The sequence below is a fragment of the Microbacterium sp. SW12 genome (genome assembly GCF_055391095.1).
The window spans coordinates 2,350,229-2,371,634 of the sequence record NZ_AP024335.1 but is presented as its reverse complement, the minus strand read 5'-3'; the positions used below and the strand labels follow the sequence as shown (position 1 = coordinate 2,371,634).

At 65.5% G+C, this 21,406-nt stretch carries 22 protein-coding genes and 1 tRNA gene; 16 read left to right on the top strand and 7 right to left on the bottom strand.

What is annotated here, in order from left to right; translation table 11 throughout:
- Positions 1 to 26 precede the first annotated feature (26 nt).
- The 9 genes from MICSW_RS12005 (at position 27) to rplA (ending at position 6,122) form a co-directional block, all read left to right on the top strand.
- Complete coding sequence (locus MICSW_RS12005; protein ID WP_375236527.1) at positions 27 to 1,391, top strand: aldehyde dehydrogenase family protein; 1,365 nt, start codon at positions 27 to 29, stop codon at positions 1,389 to 1,391.
- A gap of 72 nt (positions 1,392 to 1,463) precedes the next feature.
- On the top strand, positions 1,464 to 1,904 hold the full coding sequence (locus tag MICSW_RS12000; RefSeq protein ID WP_292727846.1) for a pyridoxamine 5'-phosphate oxidase family protein: 441 nt from the start codon (positions 1,464 to 1,466) through the stop codon (positions 1,902 to 1,904).
- Between the two features lie 46 nt (positions 1,905 to 1,950).
- Entirely contained in the window at positions 1,951 to 2,772 is an 822-nt protein-coding gene (locus MICSW_RS11995) for a hypothetical protein (protein WP_292727844.1), read from the top strand.
- Entirely contained in the window at positions 2,769 to 3,251 is a 483-nt protein-coding gene (locus MICSW_RS11990; RefSeq protein WP_292727842.1) for a hypothetical protein, read from the top strand. Before MICSW_RS11995 ends, MICSW_RS11990 begins: the two co-directional genes overlap by 4 nt.
- Before the next feature lie 152 nt (positions 3,252 to 3,403).
- Positions 3,404 to 3,476, top strand: a tRNA-Trp gene (locus tag MICSW_RS11985).
- A gap of 45 nt (positions 3,477 to 3,521) precedes the next feature.
- Complete coding sequence (secE, locus tag MICSW_RS11980; protein ID WP_228177937.1) at positions 3,522 to 3,785, top strand: preprotein translocase subunit SecE; 264 nt, start codon at positions 3,522 to 3,524, stop codon at positions 3,783 to 3,785.
- A 69-nt stretch (positions 3,786 to 3,854) separates the two neighbouring features.
- Positions 3,855 to 4,883, top strand: coding sequence for a transcription termination/antitermination protein NusG (gene nusG, locus MICSW_RS11975; RefSeq protein ID WP_228177938.1), 1,029 nt, complete (start codon positions 3,855 to 3,857; stop codon positions 4,881 to 4,883).
- A 100-nt stretch (positions 4,884 to 4,983) separates the two neighbouring features.
- Entirely contained in the window at positions 4,984 to 5,415 is a 432-nt protein-coding gene (gene rplK / locus MICSW_RS11970; protein ID WP_195692156.1) for a 50S ribosomal protein L11, read from the top strand.
- Between the two features lie 14 nt (positions 5,416 to 5,429).
- The gene (rplA, locus tag MICSW_RS11965) at positions 5,430 to 6,122 is read left to right on the top strand and encodes a 50S ribosomal protein L1 (RefSeq protein ID WP_228177939.1); all 693 of its coding nucleotides are present in this window, start codon (positions 5,430 to 5,432) and stop codon (positions 6,120 to 6,122) included.
- A 51-nt stretch (positions 6,123 to 6,173) separates the two neighbouring features.
- On the opposite strand, the gene MICSW_RS11960 is transcribed toward rplA, so the two are convergent.
- A complete protein-coding gene (locus tag MICSW_RS11960) occupies positions 6,174 to 6,836 on the bottom strand; it encodes a LysE/ArgO family amino acid transporter (RefSeq protein WP_228177940.1) in 663 nt (220 codons plus the stop codon).
- 71 nt (positions 6,837 to 6,907) lie between these two features.
- Here MICSW_RS11960 and MICSW_RS11955 point away from each other — a divergent pair, with 71 nt between their 5' ends.
- A complete protein-coding gene (locus tag MICSW_RS11955; protein ID WP_228177941.1) occupies positions 6,908 to 7,822 on the top strand; it encodes a LysR family transcriptional regulator ArgP in 915 nt (304 codons plus the stop codon).
- Here MICSW_RS11955 and MICSW_RS11950 read toward each other — a convergent pair.
- The 4 genes from MICSW_RS11950 to MICSW_RS11935 form a co-directional block, all read right to left on the bottom strand.
- Complete coding sequence (locus MICSW_RS11950; RefSeq protein WP_228177942.1) at positions 7,809 to 8,840, bottom strand: NADP-dependent oxidoreductase; 1,032 nt, start codon at positions 8,838 to 8,840, stop codon at positions 7,809 to 7,811. The genes MICSW_RS11955 and MICSW_RS11950 overlap by 14 nt on opposite strands.
- Before the next feature lie 167 nt (positions 8,841 to 9,007).
- On the bottom strand, positions 9,008 to 9,493 hold the full coding sequence (locus tag MICSW_RS11945) for a MarR family winged helix-turn-helix transcriptional regulator (RefSeq protein WP_228177943.1): 486 nt from the start codon (positions 9,491 to 9,493) through the stop codon (positions 9,008 to 9,010).
- On the bottom strand, positions 9,490 to 11,211 hold the full coding sequence (locus MICSW_RS11940; RefSeq protein ID WP_228177944.1) for an MDR family MFS transporter: 1,722 nt from the start codon (positions 11,209 to 11,211) through the stop codon (positions 9,490 to 9,492). The genes MICSW_RS11945 and MICSW_RS11940 overlap by 4 nt, the downstream gene beginning before the upstream one ends.
- A 172-nt stretch (positions 11,212 to 11,383) precedes the next feature.
- Positions 11,384 to 12,034: a YqaJ viral recombinase family protein gene (locus MICSW_RS11935; RefSeq protein WP_292725857.1), complete on the bottom strand. Its 651-nt coding sequence runs from the start codon at positions 12,032 to 12,034 to the stop codon at positions 11,384 to 11,386.
- Positions 12,035 to 12,363: 329 nt separating this feature from the next.
- On the opposite strand from MICSW_RS11935, the gene rplJ reads away from it, so the two are divergent.
- The 3 genes from rplJ (at position 12,364) to MICSW_RS11920 (ending at position 15,933) form a co-directional block, all read left to right on the top strand.
- The gene (gene rplJ / locus MICSW_RS11930; RefSeq protein ID WP_228177946.1) at positions 12,364 to 12,879 is read left to right on the top strand and encodes a 50S ribosomal protein L10; all 516 of its coding nucleotides are present in this window, start codon (positions 12,364 to 12,366) and stop codon (positions 12,877 to 12,879) included.
- Between the two features lie 41 nt (positions 12,880 to 12,920).
- Positions 12,921 to 13,310, top strand: a complete 390-nt coding sequence (rplL, locus tag MICSW_RS11925) for a 50S ribosomal protein L7/L12 (RefSeq protein WP_109211492.1) — start codon at positions 12,921 to 12,923, stop codon at positions 13,308 to 13,310.
- Between the two features lie 103 nt (positions 13,311 to 13,413).
- Positions 13,414 to 15,933: an HAD-IC family P-type ATPase gene (locus MICSW_RS11920; RefSeq protein ID WP_464496001.1), complete on the top strand. Its 2,520-nt coding sequence runs from the start codon at positions 13,414 to 13,416 to the stop codon at positions 15,931 to 15,933.
- Here MICSW_RS11920 and MICSW_RS11915 read toward each other — a convergent pair.
- Positions 15,863 to 16,246: a hypothetical protein gene (locus MICSW_RS11915; RefSeq protein WP_464496000.1), complete on the bottom strand. Its 384-nt coding sequence runs from the start codon at positions 16,244 to 16,246 to the stop codon at positions 15,863 to 15,865. The genes MICSW_RS11920 and MICSW_RS11915 overlap by 71 nt on opposite strands.
- A gap of 208 nt (positions 16,247 to 16,454) precedes the next feature.
- Positions 16,455 to 17,489, bottom strand: coding sequence for a LacI family DNA-binding transcriptional regulator (locus MICSW_RS11910; protein WP_228177949.1), 1,035 nt, complete (start codon positions 17,487 to 17,489; stop codon positions 16,455 to 16,457).
- A 300-nt stretch (positions 17,490 to 17,789) separates the two neighbouring features.
- On the opposite strand from MICSW_RS11910, the gene MICSW_RS11905 reads away from it, so the two are divergent.
- The 3 genes from MICSW_RS11905 (at position 17,790) to MICSW_RS11895 (ending at position 21,393) form a co-directional block, all read left to right on the top strand.
- Positions 17,790 to 19,112, top strand: coding sequence for an ABC transporter substrate-binding protein (locus tag MICSW_RS11905; RefSeq protein ID WP_228177950.1), 1,323 nt, complete (start codon positions 17,790 to 17,792; stop codon positions 19,110 to 19,112).
- Between the two features lie 102 nt (positions 19,113 to 19,214).
- A complete protein-coding gene (locus MICSW_RS11900) occupies positions 19,215 to 20,348 on the top strand; it encodes a carbohydrate ABC transporter permease (protein ID WP_228177951.1) in 1,134 nt (377 codons plus the stop codon).
- A gap of 58 nt (positions 20,349 to 20,406) precedes the next feature.
- On the top strand, positions 20,407 to 21,393 hold the full coding sequence (locus MICSW_RS11895; protein WP_464495999.1) for a carbohydrate ABC transporter permease: 987 nt from the start codon (positions 20,407 to 20,409) through the stop codon (positions 21,391 to 21,393).
- Positions 21,394 to 21,406: the final 13 nt, after the last annotated feature.

The following is a 21,406-nucleotide window of genomic DNA, read 5'->3' as shown; positions in this document are numbered from 1 at the left end:
CGTTCGCTGCCGACCGAGGAGGACCCATGAGTATCTACGCCGTCGTTAATCCCGCCACCGGGGAGACGCTTGCCACCTACCCCACCATGACGGATGCCGAGGCCACAGCTGCGATTGCGGCAGCCGACGATGCCTACCGCACCTGGGGCCGCACCTCCGCTCCTGCCGAGCGCGCTGAGCTCGTGCGGCGCGCGGCGCAGCTGCACCGCGAGAGGCGAGATGAGCTTGCCGAGATCATCGTCCGCGAGATGGGCAAGCCGCTGTCGGCAGCTCTCGGCGAGGTCGACTTCGCCGCCGACATCACCGAGTATTACGCCGACAACTACGAGAAGATCACCGGTGACACGCCTCTCGACATCCTCGCCGAGGGAACCGCCGTCATCCGTCGCTCGCCCCTGGGGGTGCTGTTGGGCATCATGCCGTGGAACTTCCCGTACTACCAGGTCGCACGTTTCGCCGCTCCGAACCTGGTCATCGGCAACACCATCCTGCTCAAGCATGCTCCCCAGTGCCCCGAGTCGGCGGCGGCGATCGCGGCGATCTACCGGGATGCCGGGTTCCCGGAGGGCGCCTACGTCGATGTGCGTCTGACCAATGAGCAGGCTGCGACAGTGATCGCTGATCCTCGCGTCCAGGGCGTCTCAGTGACCGGTTCGGAGCGTGCGGGTGCCGCTGTCGCCGAGGTGGCCGGTCGCAACCTCAAGAAGGTCGCGCTCGAGCTCGGTGGCTCCGACCCGTTCATCGTGCTCTCCACCGACGACCTTGACGCGACGGTGGACATGGCGGTCGAGGCCAGGCTCGACAACAACGGCCAGTCCTGCAACGCCCCCAAGCGCTTCATCATCATCGATGAGCTCTACGACGCGTTCGTGGAGAAGTTCGTGGCGGCCATGGCTGCGGCCCCCCTCGGGGACCCCTTCGCAGACGACACGGTGATCGGTCCGCTCTCGTCGCTGGCTGCAGCCGAGCGGCTCGAAGAGCAGGTGAACCGCGCCGTCGCGCAGGGCGCCACTGTCGAGCTCGGCGGTGCCCGAGACGGGGCGTTCTATCCCGCGACGGTGCTCACTGGCGTCACGGCCGACAACGACATCTATCGCGAGGAACTGTTCGGTCCTGCGGGAGTGGTCTATCGCGTCGCCGACGAGGCGGAAGCTGTCGCCGTGGCGAACGCGACCAGCTACGGACTCGGCTCGTACGTGTTCACGACCGATCCCGCGCAGGCCGAGCGGGTGGCCGACGCCATCGATGCGGGCATGGTGTACGTCAACATCGTGCTCGCCGACAGCCCCGAGCTTCCCTTCGGTGGCGTCAAGCGCTCCGGCACCTCGCGCGAGATGGGCCTGCTCGCCGCAGACGAGTTCGTCAACAAGAAGCTCATCCGCGTCGCCTGAGCCCACAATCTGGGGCGCCGCAAGGGCCAAGGGTCCCTAGCGGCGCCCCAGACGTGCGCCCACAATAAGGGCATGGAAGAGATGATGGACGATGTCGTCGCCACCCTCAGCGATGAGGAGTGCTGGCAGCTTCTGGCTGGCGAAGAACTCGGCCGCCTGGTGACCCGGGTTGGAGATGTCTTGGACATCTTCCCGGTCAACTACGTCGTGGATGAGGACACCATCGTGTTCCGCACCGCCGAGGGCAGCAAGCTTGTCGAACTCACCGTCAACGACGAGGTGCTCTTCGAGGTCGATCACTACACCGACACTCTCGCGTGGAGCGTGATCGTGCGCGGTCGGGCTCATCGGCTCGCGACCGAGGAAGAGGTCGAGGCTGCTGACGAGCTTCCGCTTCGGCCCTGGGTGCCGACGTTGAAGTACCACTACGTCCGGGTGCACGCCGAGACGATGTCGGGTCGGCGTTTCCGTCGTGGGCCCGAGCCTGACCGCTACGGCATCGCCGACTATTGAGCCCGGCGCTCGGCATCCGGGATGCTGCGTGCCCGATCATGGTGGGATGACCCCCGCGCGGCTGTGGATTCCGGTACTCGCCGGAGTCCTCACTGTCGCGCTCGGAATCGCCGCCGTCATCGGGCTGGAGTGGCTGACCGCAGACCGCAGACCCACCGTGGTGACGGCATCCCAGGCGGATGCCATCGCTGACGTGTTCGCCGAGAATCAGGCGTTCGCTGCCGAGCTCCGACGCGCCCGCGGGCAGTACGTGGAGGCTGCTGCGGCATGGGAGGCTGACGCCGCCTGGATCCGGCAGTGGCGCGAGCAGGATGCCGCTCCGCAGCCCGCGGCCCCCAACCCGGGCGGCCAGGTCTTCCCCGGCGACGATCCGCAGGGTCGCGCCTTCCTCGACTCCATCGGAGCAACCGAGGTCACGGTGATCTTCGATGCCGGTCCCGAGAACTGTGGCTACGCCGGACAGGAGGACCGTCCACGCTTCCTCGTGGTCGGTGGCTGCTACCAGACCGGCTACCCCGACTGGCTGTTCGTCGCGTGGGAGCCGGGAATCGAGCGCCTCGCCTGGCCGATCTTCGTGCACGAGGCGATGCACTGGTACCAGTACCAGAACTCCTTCCCTGCCCTGCTCGCGGCCGAACGCGCCGGGGTGTCGCACGACGATTACGAGTGGGCGCTGGAGACGGATGCCAGCTGCCGAGCTGTGTACCAACACGGCATTGACCGGTCCGCCTTCGATGGCTCCTCGTCACCGTGTGACATCACTGACTGGCACGACGGCTGGTTCGTCGACCAGCTCGCCGCGCTCGGGGTGCGCACGAGCGCTCCGACGCCCGAGGAGTTCGAAGTCAGCGCGGTGGTGCGTCCGTGAACGGGGGCACAGGGATGCTGCGGGCGCGCAGACCGATCATGCTCGCTCTCGCGTTCGTGTCGGCATCCGTGCTGCTGACAGCGTGTGCTGGGCCCGATCTCGATGAGCTCGAGACGGATGCCGCGGCCATCTTCGACACCCTGGTGGAGGCTGCCGGAGCGGTCGAGGAGGGAACACTCCGCACTCTCGAAACGACGGGCCCGGAGGAGCAGTCCTGCGGCGAGCAGGATCGCGGCACCCAGCGCACATTCGCCGCGGTCGGTTCTGTCTCGGTGGGGGCGGACTACGCCGCCGAGGACGCACTCGTCGATGCCGTGACGGCGGCGATCGACCCGGAGGTGTGGGCGACGATCGACGCCGACGGACTCGCGGGGCGCGAGGGCGCGTGGGTGGACGAGAGCGGCATCGTGGCCACGGTCAGCTACGAGTCTCCGCTTCTGGTGATCGCCGTGTTCACGCCGTGCCTCGAGGCCCCCTAAGGCGCGGGGACGGTTCGCCCGCCGTGAGGGCATGCCGTACACTTGACCTGCAGTAGAAGTCTGCATTCTTTCGCCGTGCCCGCGATCGGGACACATCCCTCCTTTCACGTCGCGGCAGAAGACTGCAGACACCTCAAGGCCTTCCGGCCTTTAGGGCGGTAGCTCAATTGGCAGAGCAGCGGTCTCCAAAACCGCAGGTTGCAGGTTCGATTCCTGTCCGCCCTGCGCGTCAGCGCAAGCTGGCACAACAGAAGCAACCAGGTGGGATACATGGTCCAGGATGACGCCAAGGGCGAGATCGTTGCCAGTGGCAGCGCTCCTCGCGAGAAGAAGCTGAACGTCTTCGCGCGGATCGCCCTGTTCATCCGTCAGGTCTTTGCGGAGCTTCGCAAGGTCGTCACCCCGACGCGCCAGGAGCTCCTGAAGTACACGGCAGTCGTGCTCGGGTTCGTCGTCATCATGATGGCACTCGTGTGGGGAATGGACTACGTGTTCCTCTGGCTGACGACGCAGGTCTTCGGCGTTCCCGCCTGATCTGTTCGTCCTCACGGTGCGAGGCAGGATGCTGCATCGCGCCCGATCAAATGGAAGTGAACGAAATACGTGTCTGAACGATTTCTCGACGACGCCGACTGGGCGCCCTCGGCCGAGCAGTCCTCCGAGGAGGACGAGGCCCAGGAGGGCAACGAGCTCGCGCGCGAAGAGCACCAGAGCGATGCGGCCGAGCACGTCGCCATCCACATCGAGGATGAGGACGACGACGCGGACTACTCGGATGACGACGACGTCGAGGTGAGCGACCCGGAGGCTGATGCGATCGTGAACGATGCACTCGAGATCGACGAGGCAGCAGAGGCTGAAGCCGCTGCCGAGGTTCTGACCGACGACCTCGCCGAAGAAGAAGCCGAGCGCGCTGCCCACGCCGCCGAAGAGGTCACGCCTTACGACGGTCACGAGCTCGGTGACGACGTCGACGAGGCTGACGTGGCCGACGGGGACGAGGCCGAGGAAGACCCGTACGAGACATTCCGCGCGGAACTGCGGTCCCTCCCGGGCAAGTGGTACGTCATTCACTCCTACGCCGGCTTCGAGCGCAAGGTGAAGGCCAACATCGAGCAGCGCAAGTCCACGCTCGAGGTAGAAGAAGACATCTACCAGATCGAAGTTCCGATGGAAGATGTCGTCGAGATCAAGAACGGCCAGCGCAAGATGGTCACCCGCGTGCGCATCCCCGGCTACGTGCTCGTGCGCATGGAACTGAACGAAGACACCTGGTCGGTCGTTCGCCACACTCCCGGTGTCACCGGGTTCGTCGGCAACGCGCACAACCCGACGCCGCTCCGTTTCGAAGAGGCCTTCACGATGCTGAAGTCGCTCGTCGAGGTCAAGGAGACTGCTCCGGCCAAGGGCGGCGCGAGTGGAGCCAAGGGTCAGCCCGTGGCGCGCAGCGTCGTCACCGAAGTCGACTTCGAGATCGGTGAGACCATCACGATCAAGGAAGGCTCCTTCGCGGGCCTGCCGGGCTCGATCAGCGAGATCAAGCCCGAGAGCGGCAAGCTCACGGTGCTCGTGTCGCTCTTCGAGCGCGAGACCCCGGTCGAGCTCAGCTTCGACCAGGTCACCAAGCAGTAACGCAACCGCGCTCCAGCGCGATACAGACCACCGCTCCCGGAACGGCCGGGCTGCGGGAGAGAGGATGCCGATGGCGTCCGCTCGATGAAAGGAAAGAAGAATGGCACCGAAGAAGAAGGTGACCGGCCTGATCAAGCTTCAGATCAACGCCGGTGCAGCCAACCCGGCGCCGCCGATCGGGCCCGCGCTCGGTCAGCACGGCGTCAACATCATGGAGTTCTGCAAGGCGTACAACGCCGCGACCGAGTCGCAGCGCGGCAACGTCATCCCCGTCGAGATCACCGTCTACGAGGACCGCAGCTTCACGTTCATCCTGAAGACCCCGCCGGCAGCCGAGCTGATCAAGAAGGCTGCGGGCGTGCAGAAGGGCTCGAAGACGCCGCACACGGCCAAGGTGGGCAAGCTCACCAAGGACCAGGTGCGTCAGATCGCCGAGACGAAGATGCCCGACCTGAACGCGAATGACATCGAGGCCGCCTCGCTGATCATCGCCGGCACCGCCCGTTCCATGGGCATCACGGTCGAGGACTGAGGGGGATAACGACAATGGCTACCAAGTCCAAGGCATACAACGAAGCCGCCGCGAAGATCGAGGCCGGCAAGTTCTATTCACCCAGCGAGGCTGTGAACTTGGCGAAGGAGACGGGCTCGAAGAAGTTCGACTCCACCGTCGAGGTCGCCCTCAAGCTCTCGGTCGACCCGCGCAAGGCAGACCAGATGGTGCGCGGCACCGTCATCCTGCCCCACGGTACCGGCAAGACTGCGCGCGTCATCGTGTTCGCGACCGGTCCTGCCGCCGAAGCGGCGATCGCCGCTGGCGCTGACGAGGTCGGCGGCGCCGAGCTGATCGAGAAGGTCGCCGGCGGCTACACCGCGTTCGACGCTGCAGTGTCGACCCCGGAACTGATGGGCCAGGTCGGGCGTCTGGGTAAGGTCCTCGGTCCCCGAGGCCTCATGCCCAACCCCAAGACCGGCACCGTGACCCCCAACCCCGCCAAGGCGGTCGAGGAGATCAAGGGCGGAAAGATCGAGTTCCGTGTCGACAAGCACGCCAATGTGCACTTCGTCGTCGGCAAGGCATCGTTCTCGGCCGAGCAGCTCGATGAGAACCTCAAGGCTGCGCTCGACGAGATCGTTCGCCTGAAGCCCTCGAGCTCGAAGGGCCGCTACATCCAGAAGGGTGCAGTCTCGACGACGTTCGGTCCCGGCATCCCGCTGGACGTGAACAGCATCGCCTGAGCAACGATCTGATACGACGACGGCCTCCGCTTCGGCGGGGGCCGTTGTCGTTCATCCGCCGACGACGAGGCTCACGCCGAGGACGATCATCACGACCGCGATGATGGCGTCGAGGATGCGCCAGGCTCGGGGCGTCGCGAGCCAGCGACCGAGATAGCGGGCTCCGAACCCCAGTGCGCTGAACCAGAGGATGCTTGCCATCACGGCGCCGAGCGCGAAGAGCCACCGGTCATCGCCGTGGGTGTTGGCGACACCGCCGAGCAGAAACACCGTATCGAGGTAGACGTGGGGGTTCAGCCACGTAAGCGCGAGGACGGTGAGAACCGTCGCGGAGAGCCGTGTCGCGGTCGTGGTCGGCTGAACCTGCACGGGCCGTTCGGTAGCAGAACCCGCGATGTCATCGCGCGGGTCGTCCACAGTCAGTGCGCCCGCGGGACGCCACGCGCGCCTGGCAGCGAGGAGGCCGTAACCCACGAGGAAGGCCGCGCCCGCCCACCGCACGGCGGTCACCAGCCATGGCAGTGCAGCCAGTGCGAGCCCGACACCCGAGACGCCGAGCACGATGAGGATGGCGTCGGATGCGGCGCACACCACGACAACCGCCAGTACGTGCTCGCGCCGGATTCCCTGTCGAAGCACGAACAGGTTCTGTGCGCCGATGGCCACGATGAGCGATAGTCCGAGGCCGAGACCGGCGAGGAGGGGAGGGAGCACGCCTCGACGCTAGCTGGCGCGAGACATGCACTCCAGCTCAGGATTCTCACGGGGCATTAGCATCGCTTCATATGAAGATCGACTTCGACCTCGCCGACACCGTCGCGATCATCGCCGAGGAGGGCACTCTGGAGGCTGCGGCGCGGCGCATGCGGATCACGCCGAGCGCCGTGAGCCAACGCCTGCGCGCGATCGAAGATCAGCTCGGTCGGGTGCTGCTGGTGCGCTCGAAGCCCGTGCGCCCGACGGCTGCCGGGGAAGCTGTCATCCGGCTCGCACGTCAGGCGCGTGTGCTCGAACATGATGCCCTTGCCGGCATCGGTGAAGACGGAGCCGCCGACGGACCCGTTTCTGTGCCGCTCGCGGTGAACGCGGACTCTCTCGCCACCTGGTTCCTCTCGCCACTGGGCCGCCTGAGTGCGCGGCATCCGATCGTGTTCGACCTTCATCGCGACGATCAGGACTTCACCGCTGCGCTCCTCGAGGGCGGCACCGTGATGGGCGCCGTGACGTCCCGTGCAGAGCCGGTAGCCGGATGCCGCGTTACCGCGCTCGGTGTCATGCGCTACGAGGCAGTCGCCACTCCCGAGTTCGTCGCCCGCTACCTCAACATCTCACGCGGCGACACCCGTGCACTGGCTGCGGCCCCGGTCGTCCAGTTCGATCGCCGCGATGATCTGCAGGACCGGTGGCTACGGGAGAAGGGCGTGTCGGCTTCGGAAGCCCCGCGCCACTACGTCCCGGCATCCCATGACTTCGCGCAGGCAGTTGTGTTGGGACTCGGATGGGGCTTGCTGCCCGGCTTCCAGTCGGCAGCTGAGCTCGAGCGCGGAGCGCTCGTACGCCTGGGAGGTCCGCCCGTCGACGTTCCGCTGTACTGGCAGCAGTGGAATCTGCGTTCGCGGCTTCTGGATGCCGTGGCCACCGAAATCGTCGAGGAGGGACGCCGCGTGCTTCGACCTGCGCGAGCCCTCAATCGTCGCTGACGCGCAGCACGATCTTGCCGCGTGTGTGCCCGCCCTCGATATCGGTGTGCGCCCTCGCCGCTTCCGCAAGGTCCAGCACGTGATCGATGTACACCTGAATCGATCGTGAGTCGAGCAGGCGGGCGATCGTCGCAAGGGTCGCGCCTTCCGGAATCACCTTGTAGCTGGTCGCGCGGACTCCTGCAGCCGCCGCAGCGTCGCGATACTCCGGCCACGATCCGGTGGGAACGAGGATGTAGATCCCGCCGGGCCGGAGCACCGACAGCGAGCGGGAGCCGATCGAGTCGGTGACGTTGCCCACGAGGTCGATGACGACGTCCATGTCGTGCACGACCTCCTCGAAGCGCGTCGAGGTGTGGTCGATCACGACCGAGGCGCCGAGATCCCGAAGCCACGGGGCGTTGGTTCCGGAGGCTGTGGCTGTCACGTGAGCGCCGAAGTACGCAGCGAACTGCACGGCGAAGTGCCCGACGCCACCGCTTCCGGCGTGGATGAGGATCCGCTGTCCTTCGTGAGCGTGAGCGGTCTCGACCACGAGCCCCCAGGCGGTGAGCGCTGCCACCGGCACTCCCGCCGCTTCGACATGCGAAAGGGAGGCTGGCTTGCGCGCGATCGACAGGGTGGGTGCGACGACATACTCGGCGTAGCTTCCCGGCGTCCGGGGGAACCCGGCCATCCCGAACACTTCCGTACCGACGGGGAACGGATGGGTCTCGAACGGCGACTCGACGACGACGCCGCTGAAGTCGAAGCCGAGGATCTCGGGAAGCTCGGCTACGGCAGGAGCAAGTCCCTTCCCGGCCCGCGTCTTGGCATCGATCGGGTTCACACCGGCGGCGACCACCCGCACAAGCACCTCGCTCAGGACGGGGTGGGGCACCGGGACGGTGGTCTCGGTCAGGACGCCGGGAGCGCCCCACTGCGCGACGGTGACCGCACGCATCACTTCGGGGACCTGCGAGAGTTCGGTGGAGAATGCCCGGGTTTCGGGGGATGGGCGTAGCGGCCGGAATCGCATCGGTCGCTCCTTCCGCGAATTCGTCGCCAGCGGACCGCGCACATCGGCATCGACGTGGCACATGACGACCAGGTGAAACCCCGCCCTCCGCGAGGTGATCTCAGTCAACCCCCCGATTGTCTCGCTCGTGTTACGCCGTTGTCACCGAGCCGATAAGACCCGGCCCGTCAGCGTTTCGGGATATCGCCCGACGCGAAGGCGGTGAGTAGGTCGGTCAGGTCGTCGATCGACTCGGTCGGCCACTCTGCGAGCGTGTGGGAGAGCATCCGTTCGTACGGTGCTCGCGCGGCATCCAATCTCTTCCGTCCCTCTGAGGTGAGGGAGATCAACCGTGAACGACGGTCGTCCGGATCAGCCGTCCGCTCGATGAAGCCAAGACTTTCGAGCTCGCTGATCTGCCGACTGATCATTCCCTTGTCGGCGGTCAGGCGATGAGCGAGGGCCGACGACGTCGTGGGTCCGATTCGGCCGATGGTCGCGAGGAGTTTGAACGTGCCGGGGAGCATTCCCGGGCTCACCTCATCAGCGATCTGCGCATAGAACTTTCGGATGCGCGAGATGAGCTCGGAGATCGCACCCTCGAGTCTGTCCACTGCCGCGCGGTGCTCGCGGGTCGCCGGGTCGAGGTCCTCGGGGGACTCGGACTCGCTCATCGCGGCGGTTCCTGGGTGGATGCCGCGCCAGCAGCCTTGGCGCGGTGAGAACTGTCGGAATCCGCTCCGAGCTGGGCAGTGGCGGTGAGGGTTTCCATGCCCTCGGCGACAGACACGGTAGCGAGGTCGGCTTCACCGGCTTCCAGTCGCTCGCGGTTCGTCATCCGGGTCAGGGGAACGTTCGGCAAGAACGCGATGGCGATGAGGCTCACGATCGCGAACGGCACGAGGATCAGGAAGGACTGTGAGATGCCTTGAGCATAGACGTCTTCGAAGATGACGCGCAGGCCCTCGGGCATCGCAGACACCTGCGGGAGGGACCCCGACTGGAGTTGCGAAGCCCAGGTCGACGCCTGGTCGCCGAGGGTTGCGAGCGCAGCGGTGACGTCATCCTTGCGTCCTCCCAAGAGGTCGGTGACGCTGCCGGCAAGAGCTGCGCCCATGACGGCAACACCGACGCTGCCGCCGAGGCTTCGGAAGAAGGTGACGCCGGAACTTGCCACGCCGATCTTGGTGGGTTCGGTCGTGTTCTGCACGATGAGCACGAGGTTCTGCATCGTCATCCCGACGCCCGCGCCGAGCAGGAACATGTACAGCGACACGAGGGCGAAGTTCGTGTCGTAGTGGATCGTCGTCAACAGGGCGGACCCTGCGATCAGCGAGATGCTGCCCCCGATGAGGTAGGGCTTCCAGTGCCCGAAGCGGGTGATCAGCTGGCCGACTCCGACGGATGCCACCAGGAGTCCGGCGATCATCGGGATCGTCATCAGCCCGGCCTCCGTGGGTGTGGCGCCTCGAGCCAGCTGCATGTACTGGCTGAGGAATACCGAAGCCCCGAACATGGCGATGCCGGTGGCGATCGAGGCGAGCACGGCGAGTGTGAATGTGCGGCTCCGGAACATCGAGAGCGGGACGAGAGGTTCGCGCGAGCGCAGCTCGACCACGATGAACAGAACTGCGGCGAGAACAGCGCCGCCCACCATCAGCAGGGTCGTCACGCTCCACCAGTCGAAGGAGTCGCCGGCGGTTGTCACCCAGATCAGCAGCAGCGAGACGGCGGCAGAGAGCAGGACGATGCCGAGGTAGTCGATCGAGACCTTCCGTGCCGCGAGGGGCTTCAGGTGGAGGGTGCGCTGCACGATGATCAGGGCCGCAACGGCAAAGGGAAGGGCGACATAGAAGTTCCAGCGCCACCCGATCCCGTCGGTGATGACGCCGCCTACAAGGGGGCCACCGATGGTAGCGAGCGCCATGACGGCGCCGAACAAGCCCATATAGCGACCGCGCTCGCGGGGGCTGATGATGTCGGCCATGATCACCTGGCTGAGTGCGGCTAGGCCTCCCGCGCCGACGCCCTGCACCGCGCGCATGGCGATCAGCCACTCGGTGTTCGGTGCGAATCCCGCCGCGGCGGTTGCGACGACGAAGATGCCGATCGCGAGCTGGAAGAGCAGCTTGCGGTTCACGAGGTCGGCGAGCTTGCCCCAGACGGGTGTCGAGATCGCTGTTGTCAGAAGCGTCGCTGTCACGACCCAGGTGAACGCTGCCTGATCGCCGCCGAGGTCGTGGATGATCACCGGCAGGGAGGTGGAGACGACAGTCGAGGCGAGCATCGAGACGAACATGCCCAGGAGCAGGCCCGAGAGGGCCTCGAGGACCTGGCGGCGAGTCATGCCGGATTCGGTGAGGGCCGCAGCTGGAGGGGAAACGGATGCCATGGGATGCCTTCTTGACGACGAGGAGTGGCTGCGCTCGTCATCGCGCAGTCATTGACAAATGTCAACTATAGAGTATTTGGTTGACAGGAGTCAATTAGTTGGCGGCTGCGCGTCGACGAAGAAACCTCGGCTCGGGGTCCGGCGGGGTGAGCGGGGTGCAGTCCGTGGCTGATCAGTCAGACAACGCGAGCGCGCGATACGGCTCGCGGGTCTCGACCGAGGCGACCGCCAGTGATCTCGTGCGCTGCGTGCGTAAGTACAGCTCATCGATGAGAGCCGTCGCCAGGCCGACAAGCCGGGCAATCTCCGTCTCGTCGCGATCAACCCACGCGCACCGGGGCTCGTCGCCGACAGGGACGAAACCGTCGTGCTGTTCCCATGCGACCAGCGTGCGCTCGGCACCGAGGACGTGTTGCTGCCACCAGACCTGGCGCAGGTAGGAGCGTGGGATGCTGCGCCACTCCTTATTCGTCGTCTTGATCTCGGCGAGGATGACGCGCCCCTGCGCGTCGACCACCACGCCGTCGGGGGTAGCGAGATGACGTTTCTCAATCTCGGCGTGAAAGAGCGCCGAGGAGGGCTGGATGCCGTGCGTTGCGGCTACCCACCGTGCGATTTCGGGTTCGCGCAGCCGCCCGTGGTTCGTATAGGCATTGCCCGAGAACCCGGAGCCCATGAGCTTGGCGTCGGCGGCGCGGGCAATGGCCCGTTCAGAGGTGAGCGTCGCGACATCCGTTGCTGTGATTCCCCGCGAACGCGCCCGCACCCACGCGACCCGGTCTCGCGAGTCGGCGACGATGCGCGCTTGGAGTTCGGGAGTCACCACTTGACCCTACGTCGGGGTCGCGACCTCGGCCGCCCTCACACGCGAAGATGTGCGAGAGGCCCGGCGACGATTTGTTGGGGTGGGGACCGGAGCGTACACTTGTCGGAGCCGAAGACCGCCGGTCATCGGCGTGCGCGTAAGCGAACGTCGATCGAAGCGCTGGAAATTCTCTTCCGGGAGAGTAGCCAGGGGCCTGCGCAGGTGTCACGAACAACGCCCATCCGGGCCGAAGCTCCGTGCGCTTGCGCCGGAGCTTTTCTCATTTTTGGGGGTCCGAGGCTCCCGTCCCGCCACCGCGGAATGGGGACAAGACACAAGGAGTGGCCATGGCGCAGAAGGAAGCGACGGTTGCCGAGCTCACGAAGAACTTCGAGGACTCGACTGCCGTTCTGCTCACCGAGTACCGCGGCCTGACGGTTGCTGAGCTCAAGGAGCTCCGCAACGCGATCCGTCAGGACGCCGAGTACGCCGTGGTGAAGAACACGCTCTCCAAGATCGCCGCGAACAACGCGGGGATCACGTCGATGGATGAGGACCTCAAGGGACCCTCGGCTATCGCATTCGTGCACGGTGACCCGGTCACCGTCGCGAAGGGACTGCGCGCCTTCGCCAAGGCACACCCTCTTCTGGTGATCAAGGGCGGATACTTCGACGGTTCCCCCCTGAGCGCAGAAGAGGTAAACAAGCTCGCCGACCTCGAGAGCCGTGAAGTCCTGCTGGCGAAGCTCGCCGGCGCGATGAAGGCCTCGATGACCAAGGCAGCATTCGTCTTCAACGCACTGCCGTCGAAGGCCGTTCGCACGGTCGACGCGCTGCGTGAGAAGCAGGAGTCCGCGGCCTGAGTCGGCCCCGGCGATAACCACACCCATCAAGGAGAATCATCATGGCAAAGCTCAGCACTGAAGAGCTGCTCGACGCGTTCAAGGAGCTCACCCTCATCGAGCTCTCCGAGTTCGTCAAGGCGTTCGAGGAGACCTTCGACGTCACCGCCGCCGCGCCCGTCGCGGTTGCCGCCGCCGGCGCCCCCGCCGGTGGTGCCCCCGCCGAAGAGGCCGAAGAGAAGGACGCGTTCGACGTCATCCTCGAGGCCGCCGGCGACAAGAAGATCCAGGTCATCAAGGTCGTCCGCGAGCTCACCTCGCTCGGCCTCGGCGAGGCCAAGGCCGTCGTCGACGGTGCTCCCAAGGCTGTCCTCGAGGGCGCCAACAAGGAGACCGCAGACAAGGCGAAGGCTGCTCTCGAAGAGGCAGGCGCCACGGTCACCCTCAAGTAAGTCCCTGCGACTTTCTCGCGAAGGCCTCGGATGCTTCGGCATCCGGGGTCTTCGCGCATCTCGGCATCCGTCAGCGCCAGAAGGTGCCCGCTAGGGTGAACGCATGACCAGCGGTACCGACGTGGCGACGCAGCCAGGGCCTGAGCCGGCCGGCGATGGTGAGCTCACCGGACTCACGGCAGCCGAGGTAGCCGAGCGTGTGTCGGATGGCCGAACCAACGCGTATCAGGCCGACTCCAGCCGGAGCATCGGCAGCATCATCCGCGCCAATGTGTTCACGATCTTCAACGCGATCGTTGGATCGTGTTTCGCCGTTCTCCTGCTGCTCGGGCGCTGGCAGGACGCGATCTTCGGCCTCAGCGCTCTGGCCAACACGATCATCGGTGCGTGGCAGGAGTTCCGCGCCAAGGCGGCGCTCGATCGCCTGGCGCTGCTGAACGCACCGACTGCTCGGGTCCTGCGCGACGGTGTCGAGGCTGAGATCCACCCGACCGATGTCGTGATCGATGACATCCTGGTGCTGCGCGCCGGCGATCAGATCGCAGCCGATGCCGAAGCAGTTGCCGCCCGCGGATTGCAGGTCGACGAGTCGATGCTCACCGGTGAGTCAGATGCTGTCGACAAGCATCCCGGCGATGAGGCACTTTCGGGTTCGATCGTCGTCGCGGGAGAGGGGCTCGCGCGCGTCATCCGTGTGGGTGCCGACTCGTATGCCAACCGATTCGCCGCTGAGGCCAAGCGGTTCTCGCTCGTCTCGAGCGAGCTGCGCTCGTCGATCAACCTTGTGCTGCGTGTCGTCGGCTGGGCGATCGGACCCATGGCACTTCTCGTCCTGAACGCCCAGATGATGGTGTTCGGCGGATGGGTCGCCGCCTGGGAGAGTGGCGACTGGGTTCAGGCAGCCGTCAATACGATCGCCGCCGTGACCGCGATGATTCCCCTCGGGCTCGTCCTCATGACGAGCATCGCCTTTGCGGTCGGCGCCGCAAAGCTCGCCTCCCGCCAGGTGCTCGTCAACGAACTCCCCGCCGTCGAGGGGCTGGCGCGCGTAGACGTTGTATGCCTCGACAAGACCGGCACGCTCACAGCCGGAGAGATCGAGTTCGATGCCGTTCATCCCGTCGGCGATGCCGCGGCCCCCGGATGGGATGAGGCACTGGCCTGGTACGGCGCTGACCCGGCGGCCAACGCCACAGCGCGGTGCCTGCGCGACCCCTACCCGCTCGAGGCTCCTGTCGCCGTCGGGTCAGTCATCCCGTTCTCGTCGGCACGCAAATGGAGCGCAGTATCGTTCAGCGACGGGCCGTCGGGTGCCTGGGTTCTCGGTGCTCCTGAAATGGTCTTTCCGGAGGGGACCGGGGACGGAACCGAGCTCGGGTCCCTGTTCGCCGAACTTGCCGCGACCGGACGACGCACCCTCGTGCTCGGCCACTCGCCGCATCCGATCTCCGATGAGCAGGCCGAGGCCGAGCGCATCCCCGACGATCTCGTCCCGATCGTCGTGCTCACCTTCCGCGAACAGGTGAGGCCGGATGCCGCGCAGACGCTGGCGTATTTCCGGGAGCAGGGGGTCGGCATCCGTGTCATCTCGGGCGATAACCCCCGCACCGTCGCTGCCATTGCGCGCGAGGTCGGGGTCGACGCTCCGGAGGGGTTCGATGCTCGGCAGCTACCCGAGGACGACGAGGCGCTCGCAGACGTGCTCGAGACCTACCACGTGTTCGGCCGCGTCACCCCGGAGCAGAAGAAGCGCATGGTCACTGCGTTGCAATCGCGTGGCCATACCGTGGCGATGACCGGCGACGGCGTCAACGACGCGCTCGCGATCAAGACAGCCGACATCGGCATCGCGATGAACTCGGGCGCAGCCGCCACGAAGGCGGTAGCGCGCCTCGTGCTGCTGGACGGGCAGTTCTCGCACCTCCCCGACGTCGTCGCCGAAGGACGTCAGGTGATCGCCAACATCGAGCGCGTCTCGATGCTGTTCCTCACCAAGACGGCTTACATCTTCGTGCTGTCGATCGTGTTCGGCATCCTGGTGCTGCAGTTCCCGTTCCTGCCTCGGCAGCTCTCGATCACCGACGGACTCACCATCGGCATCCCGGCATTCTTCCTGGCCCTCATGCCCAACCGGCAGCGCTACATTCCGGGGTTCCTGCGGCGCTCGCTCAGCTTCGCGATTCCCGCCGGCGTCGTCGTGGGAGCAGGGCTCACCCTCTACACCCTCGGCGCGCAATCGCTCGGCGTCGACGAACAGCAGATGCGCACTGGGGCGACGATCCTGCTCGCGATCGTCGGGATCTGGATTCTGACCGTGCTGTCCCGTCCGATCAACCGCTACAAGGGCCTCGTGATCGGTGCCATGTTCATCGGCCTGGTGCTGATCTTCTCGGTGCCGCTCGCGACGGAGTTCTTCCAACTTGTCGACCCGGGTGAGGATGCCGCGTACCTGCTCACCGTCGTGATCGTGGCGACCATCGGTGGTATCGAGATCGTGCGGTTCATCCACCGCCGATTCGTGGCGCGTGATACTGCTGCCAGGACGGCGGGGCTCAGCGCCGGGCAGCCGCGGCGGCGCGGAAGAAGCGGTTCGTTGGCGGAAGCCACAACACCACGAGAGTGAACAGCTCGAGCGCGAGCTGAACGGCGGCGATCCAGTCGAAGTCCGCGGCGGCGATGGCCAGGACGTGAAGTGGCACCTGGATCGCCAGGTACACCGTCAAGACGATGCGAGACAGGCCGCTGCCGCGCGCGACGCCGGAAGCGATCCCGATGATCAACAGCCCGACGAGGATGATGGCAGCCCCGATGAGCGACACAGCGAGGACATCGCCGGAGCCTGTCTGGTCGTAGCGGCTGAGCAGCACCAGGATGCCGAGCAGGATGCCGAGCAGGCCTGTGAGGTAGACGAAAGCAACGGCGAACGAAACGATCACCGGCCGCCGCACGCCCTTCGGGGAGTTGTGACAGCACCGGCATCCGTCGTCGCCTCGCTCACGGCACCACTGTAGCGGGAGGGCCCTCGCGGCCGATCCTGGCGCGAACCCACACGAATCAGCGCGAACCCTCACCTTTCGGTCGAAGAAACCGGTGGGTTGGAGGGCGAAGGTGTGGGTTCGGCGCCTTCCCGCGGGGGGAGAGAGGTCAGGATGTGACGCCGACGCCCACGGTCACCGAGGGGGTTCCCGGGGGAGGGGCAGTCGAGTTGCGCACAATCATGCGCGCCTGGATGCTGACATCCGCGGGATCCTGCTCCGGATTCTCGAGCTGCTCGAGCAGCATCCTGGCCCCCTGTGCGCCCTGACTGCGGGGCGACTGCTCAAGCGTGGTGAGTGAGAACATCTCGGCGAACTCGTGATTGTCGATACCGACGACGCTGAGTGCTGACGGGACCGGGATGCCGAGCCGGCGCGCCGCGATGATGGCCCCGATCGCGACCTCGTCGCACGTAGCCAGAAGTGCCGTGGGCCGTCGATCGGGGTCTCCGAGGAGGTCGACAGCCGCTGCGTACCCACCCGGCAGACTCACCTCCGATCGCACGTGCGTCACCTCGAGGCCGGCCTCCCTCATCGTCGTCTGGTATCCCGCCAGACGCGCGCGATCGACGTGGGGACCGCTGGAGACCGAGACGCCTCCAAGGAAGGTGATCTTCGTGTGACCGAGTTCGATGAGGTGCGCTGTGGCACGTCGAGCGGCAGACTCGTCATCCAGCCGCACGACTCCCGCATTGTCGCCCATTGCGACGACGCTCACGACGGGGCGGCCGATCGCGACAAGTCGCTCCAGCTCGTGGTGATCGGGTTCAAGCCCGACCGCTATCAGTCCGTCGAATCGCTTGCGGGCCAGGAAGTCGTCGAACACGCGCCTGCGCCCTTCGGTGCCTGGCTTGGCGTCGTAGAGGGTCAGGTCGTACCCGGATTCGAGGAGCACCTCTTGAATACCTTCGAGAACCTCGGCGAAGAACCATCTGTTGAGGTAGGGCATGACGACGCCAATATTGCGCGTGCGCCCGGTGGCCAGGCTCGCAGCGCTCGAGGAGGGGACGTATCCCATTTCGTGGGCGACGCGTGTCACCCGCTCTCGCGTGGCTGCGGCGACGTACCCGTGTCCGGTGAGGGCGCGACTTGCCGTCGCCTTCGAGACTCCCGCAGCGCGGGCCACGTCCTCGATGCCGCTCACGTCGTTGTACCTTCCGGCGGTTCTCTGCGGTTCCCGACACCGCACCCGCGATCGATCGTCGATCTCTTGTAGGGACAGGCTAAACGACGAAAGGCGAAAAGGGGAACCGGTTCCAGGTGAATGCAGTGTCGTCGATCACTATGCAGATAGCGAAAAGAGCGCTCCCAGGCGCAGTTATCGGCTCGTAATGGTTCATCTGTTGTGCGCGGGAGAAGAGGGCGATACGGTGTCATGGAAACGGTTCCGGAGAGGCTCTTACGAAGGAACCATGTCTGCGCTCAACGAGGAGGAGTCATTCATATGGGCATGACACAGCGTCACAAGGTGCTCGGCGCCGTGGCGATCGCCGGCATCGCGGGCATCGCGCTCGCGGGCTGCAGCGGTGACAGCGGCGGCGGCAGCACTGACGGTGGGGGCGGCGACGTCGACAACGTCGTCACGATCTACGGCACGATCTCGGACACCGAGGCGGAACTGCTGGACGAGTCGTGGGCTGACTTCGAAGAGGAGTCGGGAATCGACATCCAGTACGAGGCCTCCAAGGAGTTCGAGTCTCAGATCGGCATCCGCGCACAGGGTGGCAACCCGCCCGACATCGCGATCTTCCCGCAGCCCGGTCTGCTCGCCGACCTCGCGTCGCGCGGCTACCTGGTTCCGGCTCCCGAGGCCGTGCAGCAGAACGTCGCCGACTACTGGTCGGACGACTGGGCTGCTTACGGCACCGTCGACGGCACGCTGTACGGCGCGCCGCTGATGGCATCCGTCAAGGGCTTCATCTGGTACCAGCCCGCCAAGTTCGCGGAGTGGGGTCTTGAGGTCCCGACGACACTCGACGAACTCATGCAGGTCACGCAGACCATCCAGTCGACCACCGGCAAGGCCCCGTGGTGTGCCGGCTTCGGCTCGGGCGACGCGACCGGCTGGCCGGGAACCGACTGGGTCGAGGACATGGTGCTTCGCGACTCGGGTCCCGAGGTCTACGACCAGTGGGTTGCCAACGAGGTGAAGTTCACCGACCAGCCGATCATCGACGCGTTCGACGCGACCGGTGAATACCTGCTGAACCCCGAGTACGTCAATGCCGGTTTCGGTGACGTCCAGTCCATCAACTCGACCGAGTTCGGCGACCCTGCTGCCGCCCTCGTCTCGGGTGAATGCGCACTGCACCACCAGGCGTCGTTCTTCACCGGATTCATCGAGGACGCCGGCGGCACTGTCGCCGAGGACGGCGACGTCTGGGCGTTCATCATGCCCGGTCAGACCGCCGGTGCGCCGGCAGTCACCGGTGGTGGCGAGATCGTTGGCGCGTTCAACGACGAGTCCGACACGCAGGCCGTGCTTGAGTACCTCTCGAGCCCGGAGTGGGCGAACAACCGCGTCTCGCTCGGTGGTGTCATCTCGGCGAACACGGGCCTCGACCCGGCCAACGCTTCGTCGGGCATCCTGACGCAGGCGATCGAGATCCTTCAGGACCCGAACACCACGTTCCGGTTCGATGCATCCGACCTGATGCCCAGCGCCGTCGGCGCCGGGACGTTCTGGAAGGGCATGGTCTCGTGGATCAGCGGCACCCCCGTTGACGAGGTCACCGCACAGATCGAAGCCGGCTGGCCGTCCAGCTGACAGTGATCACGGAGGGGCCGCCTCGCTCAGGCGGGGCGGCCCCTCCGCCGTCTTCCTGGCTAGGATTCGAGTGAGTCCACTGACGTACTCGAAAGGAGCGACGTGACCGCTTTCTTCAACTGGGTCGGCACAATGCACCCGATTCTGCAAGCGATCGTCGTGGTCGTTGCATTCCTCGTGGTGATCGGCCTGATCCTCTTTCTCATCGACATTGCTCCCCGTTCGGGACCCGTCTATACCTGGATCAGGCTCGCGATGTGTGTGCTCATCCCGGTCGCCACGGTTCTGCTCTTCAACTCCGTCTGGTGGGCGGCGATCGTCGCCGCTGTCATCGGCGGGCTGTTCTTCGTGATCGATTACCGATCTCGAAACGGCAAGGGCTATTTCATCCAGCTCATCGCCTTCATGACCCCGGCGGCGCTGTTGCTGCTGATCGGTCTGATCCTCCCGTCGATCCAGACCTTTGTCGCTTCGTTCATGAACGCAGCGGGAAACCAATTCGTCGGCCTCGACAACTTTGTCTGGATCTTCACCCAGCCAGACGGAATCCGCACCGTCGTGAACACCATCGTCTGGGTGCTCATTGCCCCGACAGTGTCGACGATCGTCGGGCTTGCGTATGCGGTCTTCATCGACAAGACGCGCGGTGAGAAGGTCTACAAGGTTCTCGTGTTCATGCCGATGGCGATCTCGTTCGTCGGTGCGAGCATCATCTGGAACTTCGTGTACGCCTATCGCGGTCCCGAGTTCACCCAGATCGGTCTTCTCAACCAGATCGTCGTGTGGTTCGGGGGAGACCCCGTGCAGTGGCTTCTCAACGAGCCGTGGAACACGCTGTTCCTGATCGTCGTGCTCATCTGGGTGCAGACCGGTTTCGCAATGGTCATCCTTTCCGCGGCGATCAAGGGCGTTCCGACCGAACAGCTTGAGGCCGCGCAGCTTGATGGAACCAACGCGTGGCAGCGCTTCATCAACGTCACGGTTCCCGCGATCAGTCCCGCGATCATCGTGGTCCTCACGACGATCTCGATCGCTTCGCTGAAGGTCTTCGACATCGTGCGCACGATGACCGGCGGTAACTTCGGCACCTCGGTGATCGCGAACGAGATGTACACGCAGTTCACCAAGTTCGAGGCGGGCCGCAGTGCGGCGTTCGCCGTCATCCTGTTCCTCCTGGTGCTGCCGATCGTGATCTATAACGCCCGGCAGATCCGCAAGCAGAAGGAGATCCGATGAGCATGCGGTACGCATCCAGCGCGCCCTCGCGCGCAGATCTCCCGAAGGGAGCGATCCAATGAGTGAGGTTATGCCGATCGATCTCCCGATCGACAAGGAGACCGAGAAGGAACTCGAGCGCGGGATGCGCCGGGACCAGAACGGTGGTTCGGGCCGCGCGGGCCGTGTTCGACGCGTGCTCTCCAAGCCGTGGGCAACCGTCGCGTCGATCATCATCGCGCTGGCGTGGACGATCCCGACCTTCGGACTGCTGATCTCGTCCTTCCGTCCTGAGCAGCAGATCAAAACGACCGGATGGTGGACGTTCTTCGCCGACCCGCAGGTGACGCTGGAGAACTACATCCAGGTTCTGCAGGCAGGTAACACGCAGCTGACGATGGCCGAGGCCTTCATCAACTCGATCGCCATCACGATCCCCGCGACCATCGTGCCGCTGACGATCGCGGCGTTCGCGGCCTACGCGTTCTCGTGGATCGACTTCAAGGGGCGCGACTGGCTGTTCATCTTCGTGTTCGCGCTGCAGATCGTGCCGATCCAGATGGCGCTGATCCCGCTGCTGAGCTCGTTCTCTCGTGGTCTGAACATCTTCGGGGCGCAGATCACGGGGCCGCTCGGAGTGTCGGGTGGGTACGCGCAGGTCTGGATCGCCCACTCGATGTTCGCTCTGCCGCTGGCGATCTACCTGCTGCACAACTTCATGTCGCAGATCCCGGCCGACATCATCGAGGCGGCACGCGTCGACGGGGCATCCCGCGGGCAGATCTTCTTCCGCATTGTGCTGCCCCTGACGATGCCCGCTCTCGCGTCGTTCGCGATCTTCCAGTTCCTGTGGGTCTGGAACGACCTGCTCGTGGCCTTGATCTTCGCCGACGGGCCGGTGGCGCCGATCACCAAGCTGTTGGCGGAGATCACGGGAACGCGTGGCAACGAGTGGCAGCTGCTGACAGCGGGTGCGTTCGTCGCGATCATCGTTCCGCTGATCGTGTTCTTCTCGCTCCAGCGCTACTTTGTACGAGGTCTGCTCGCAGGCTCGACGAAGGGCTGATCGCAGAAGGATG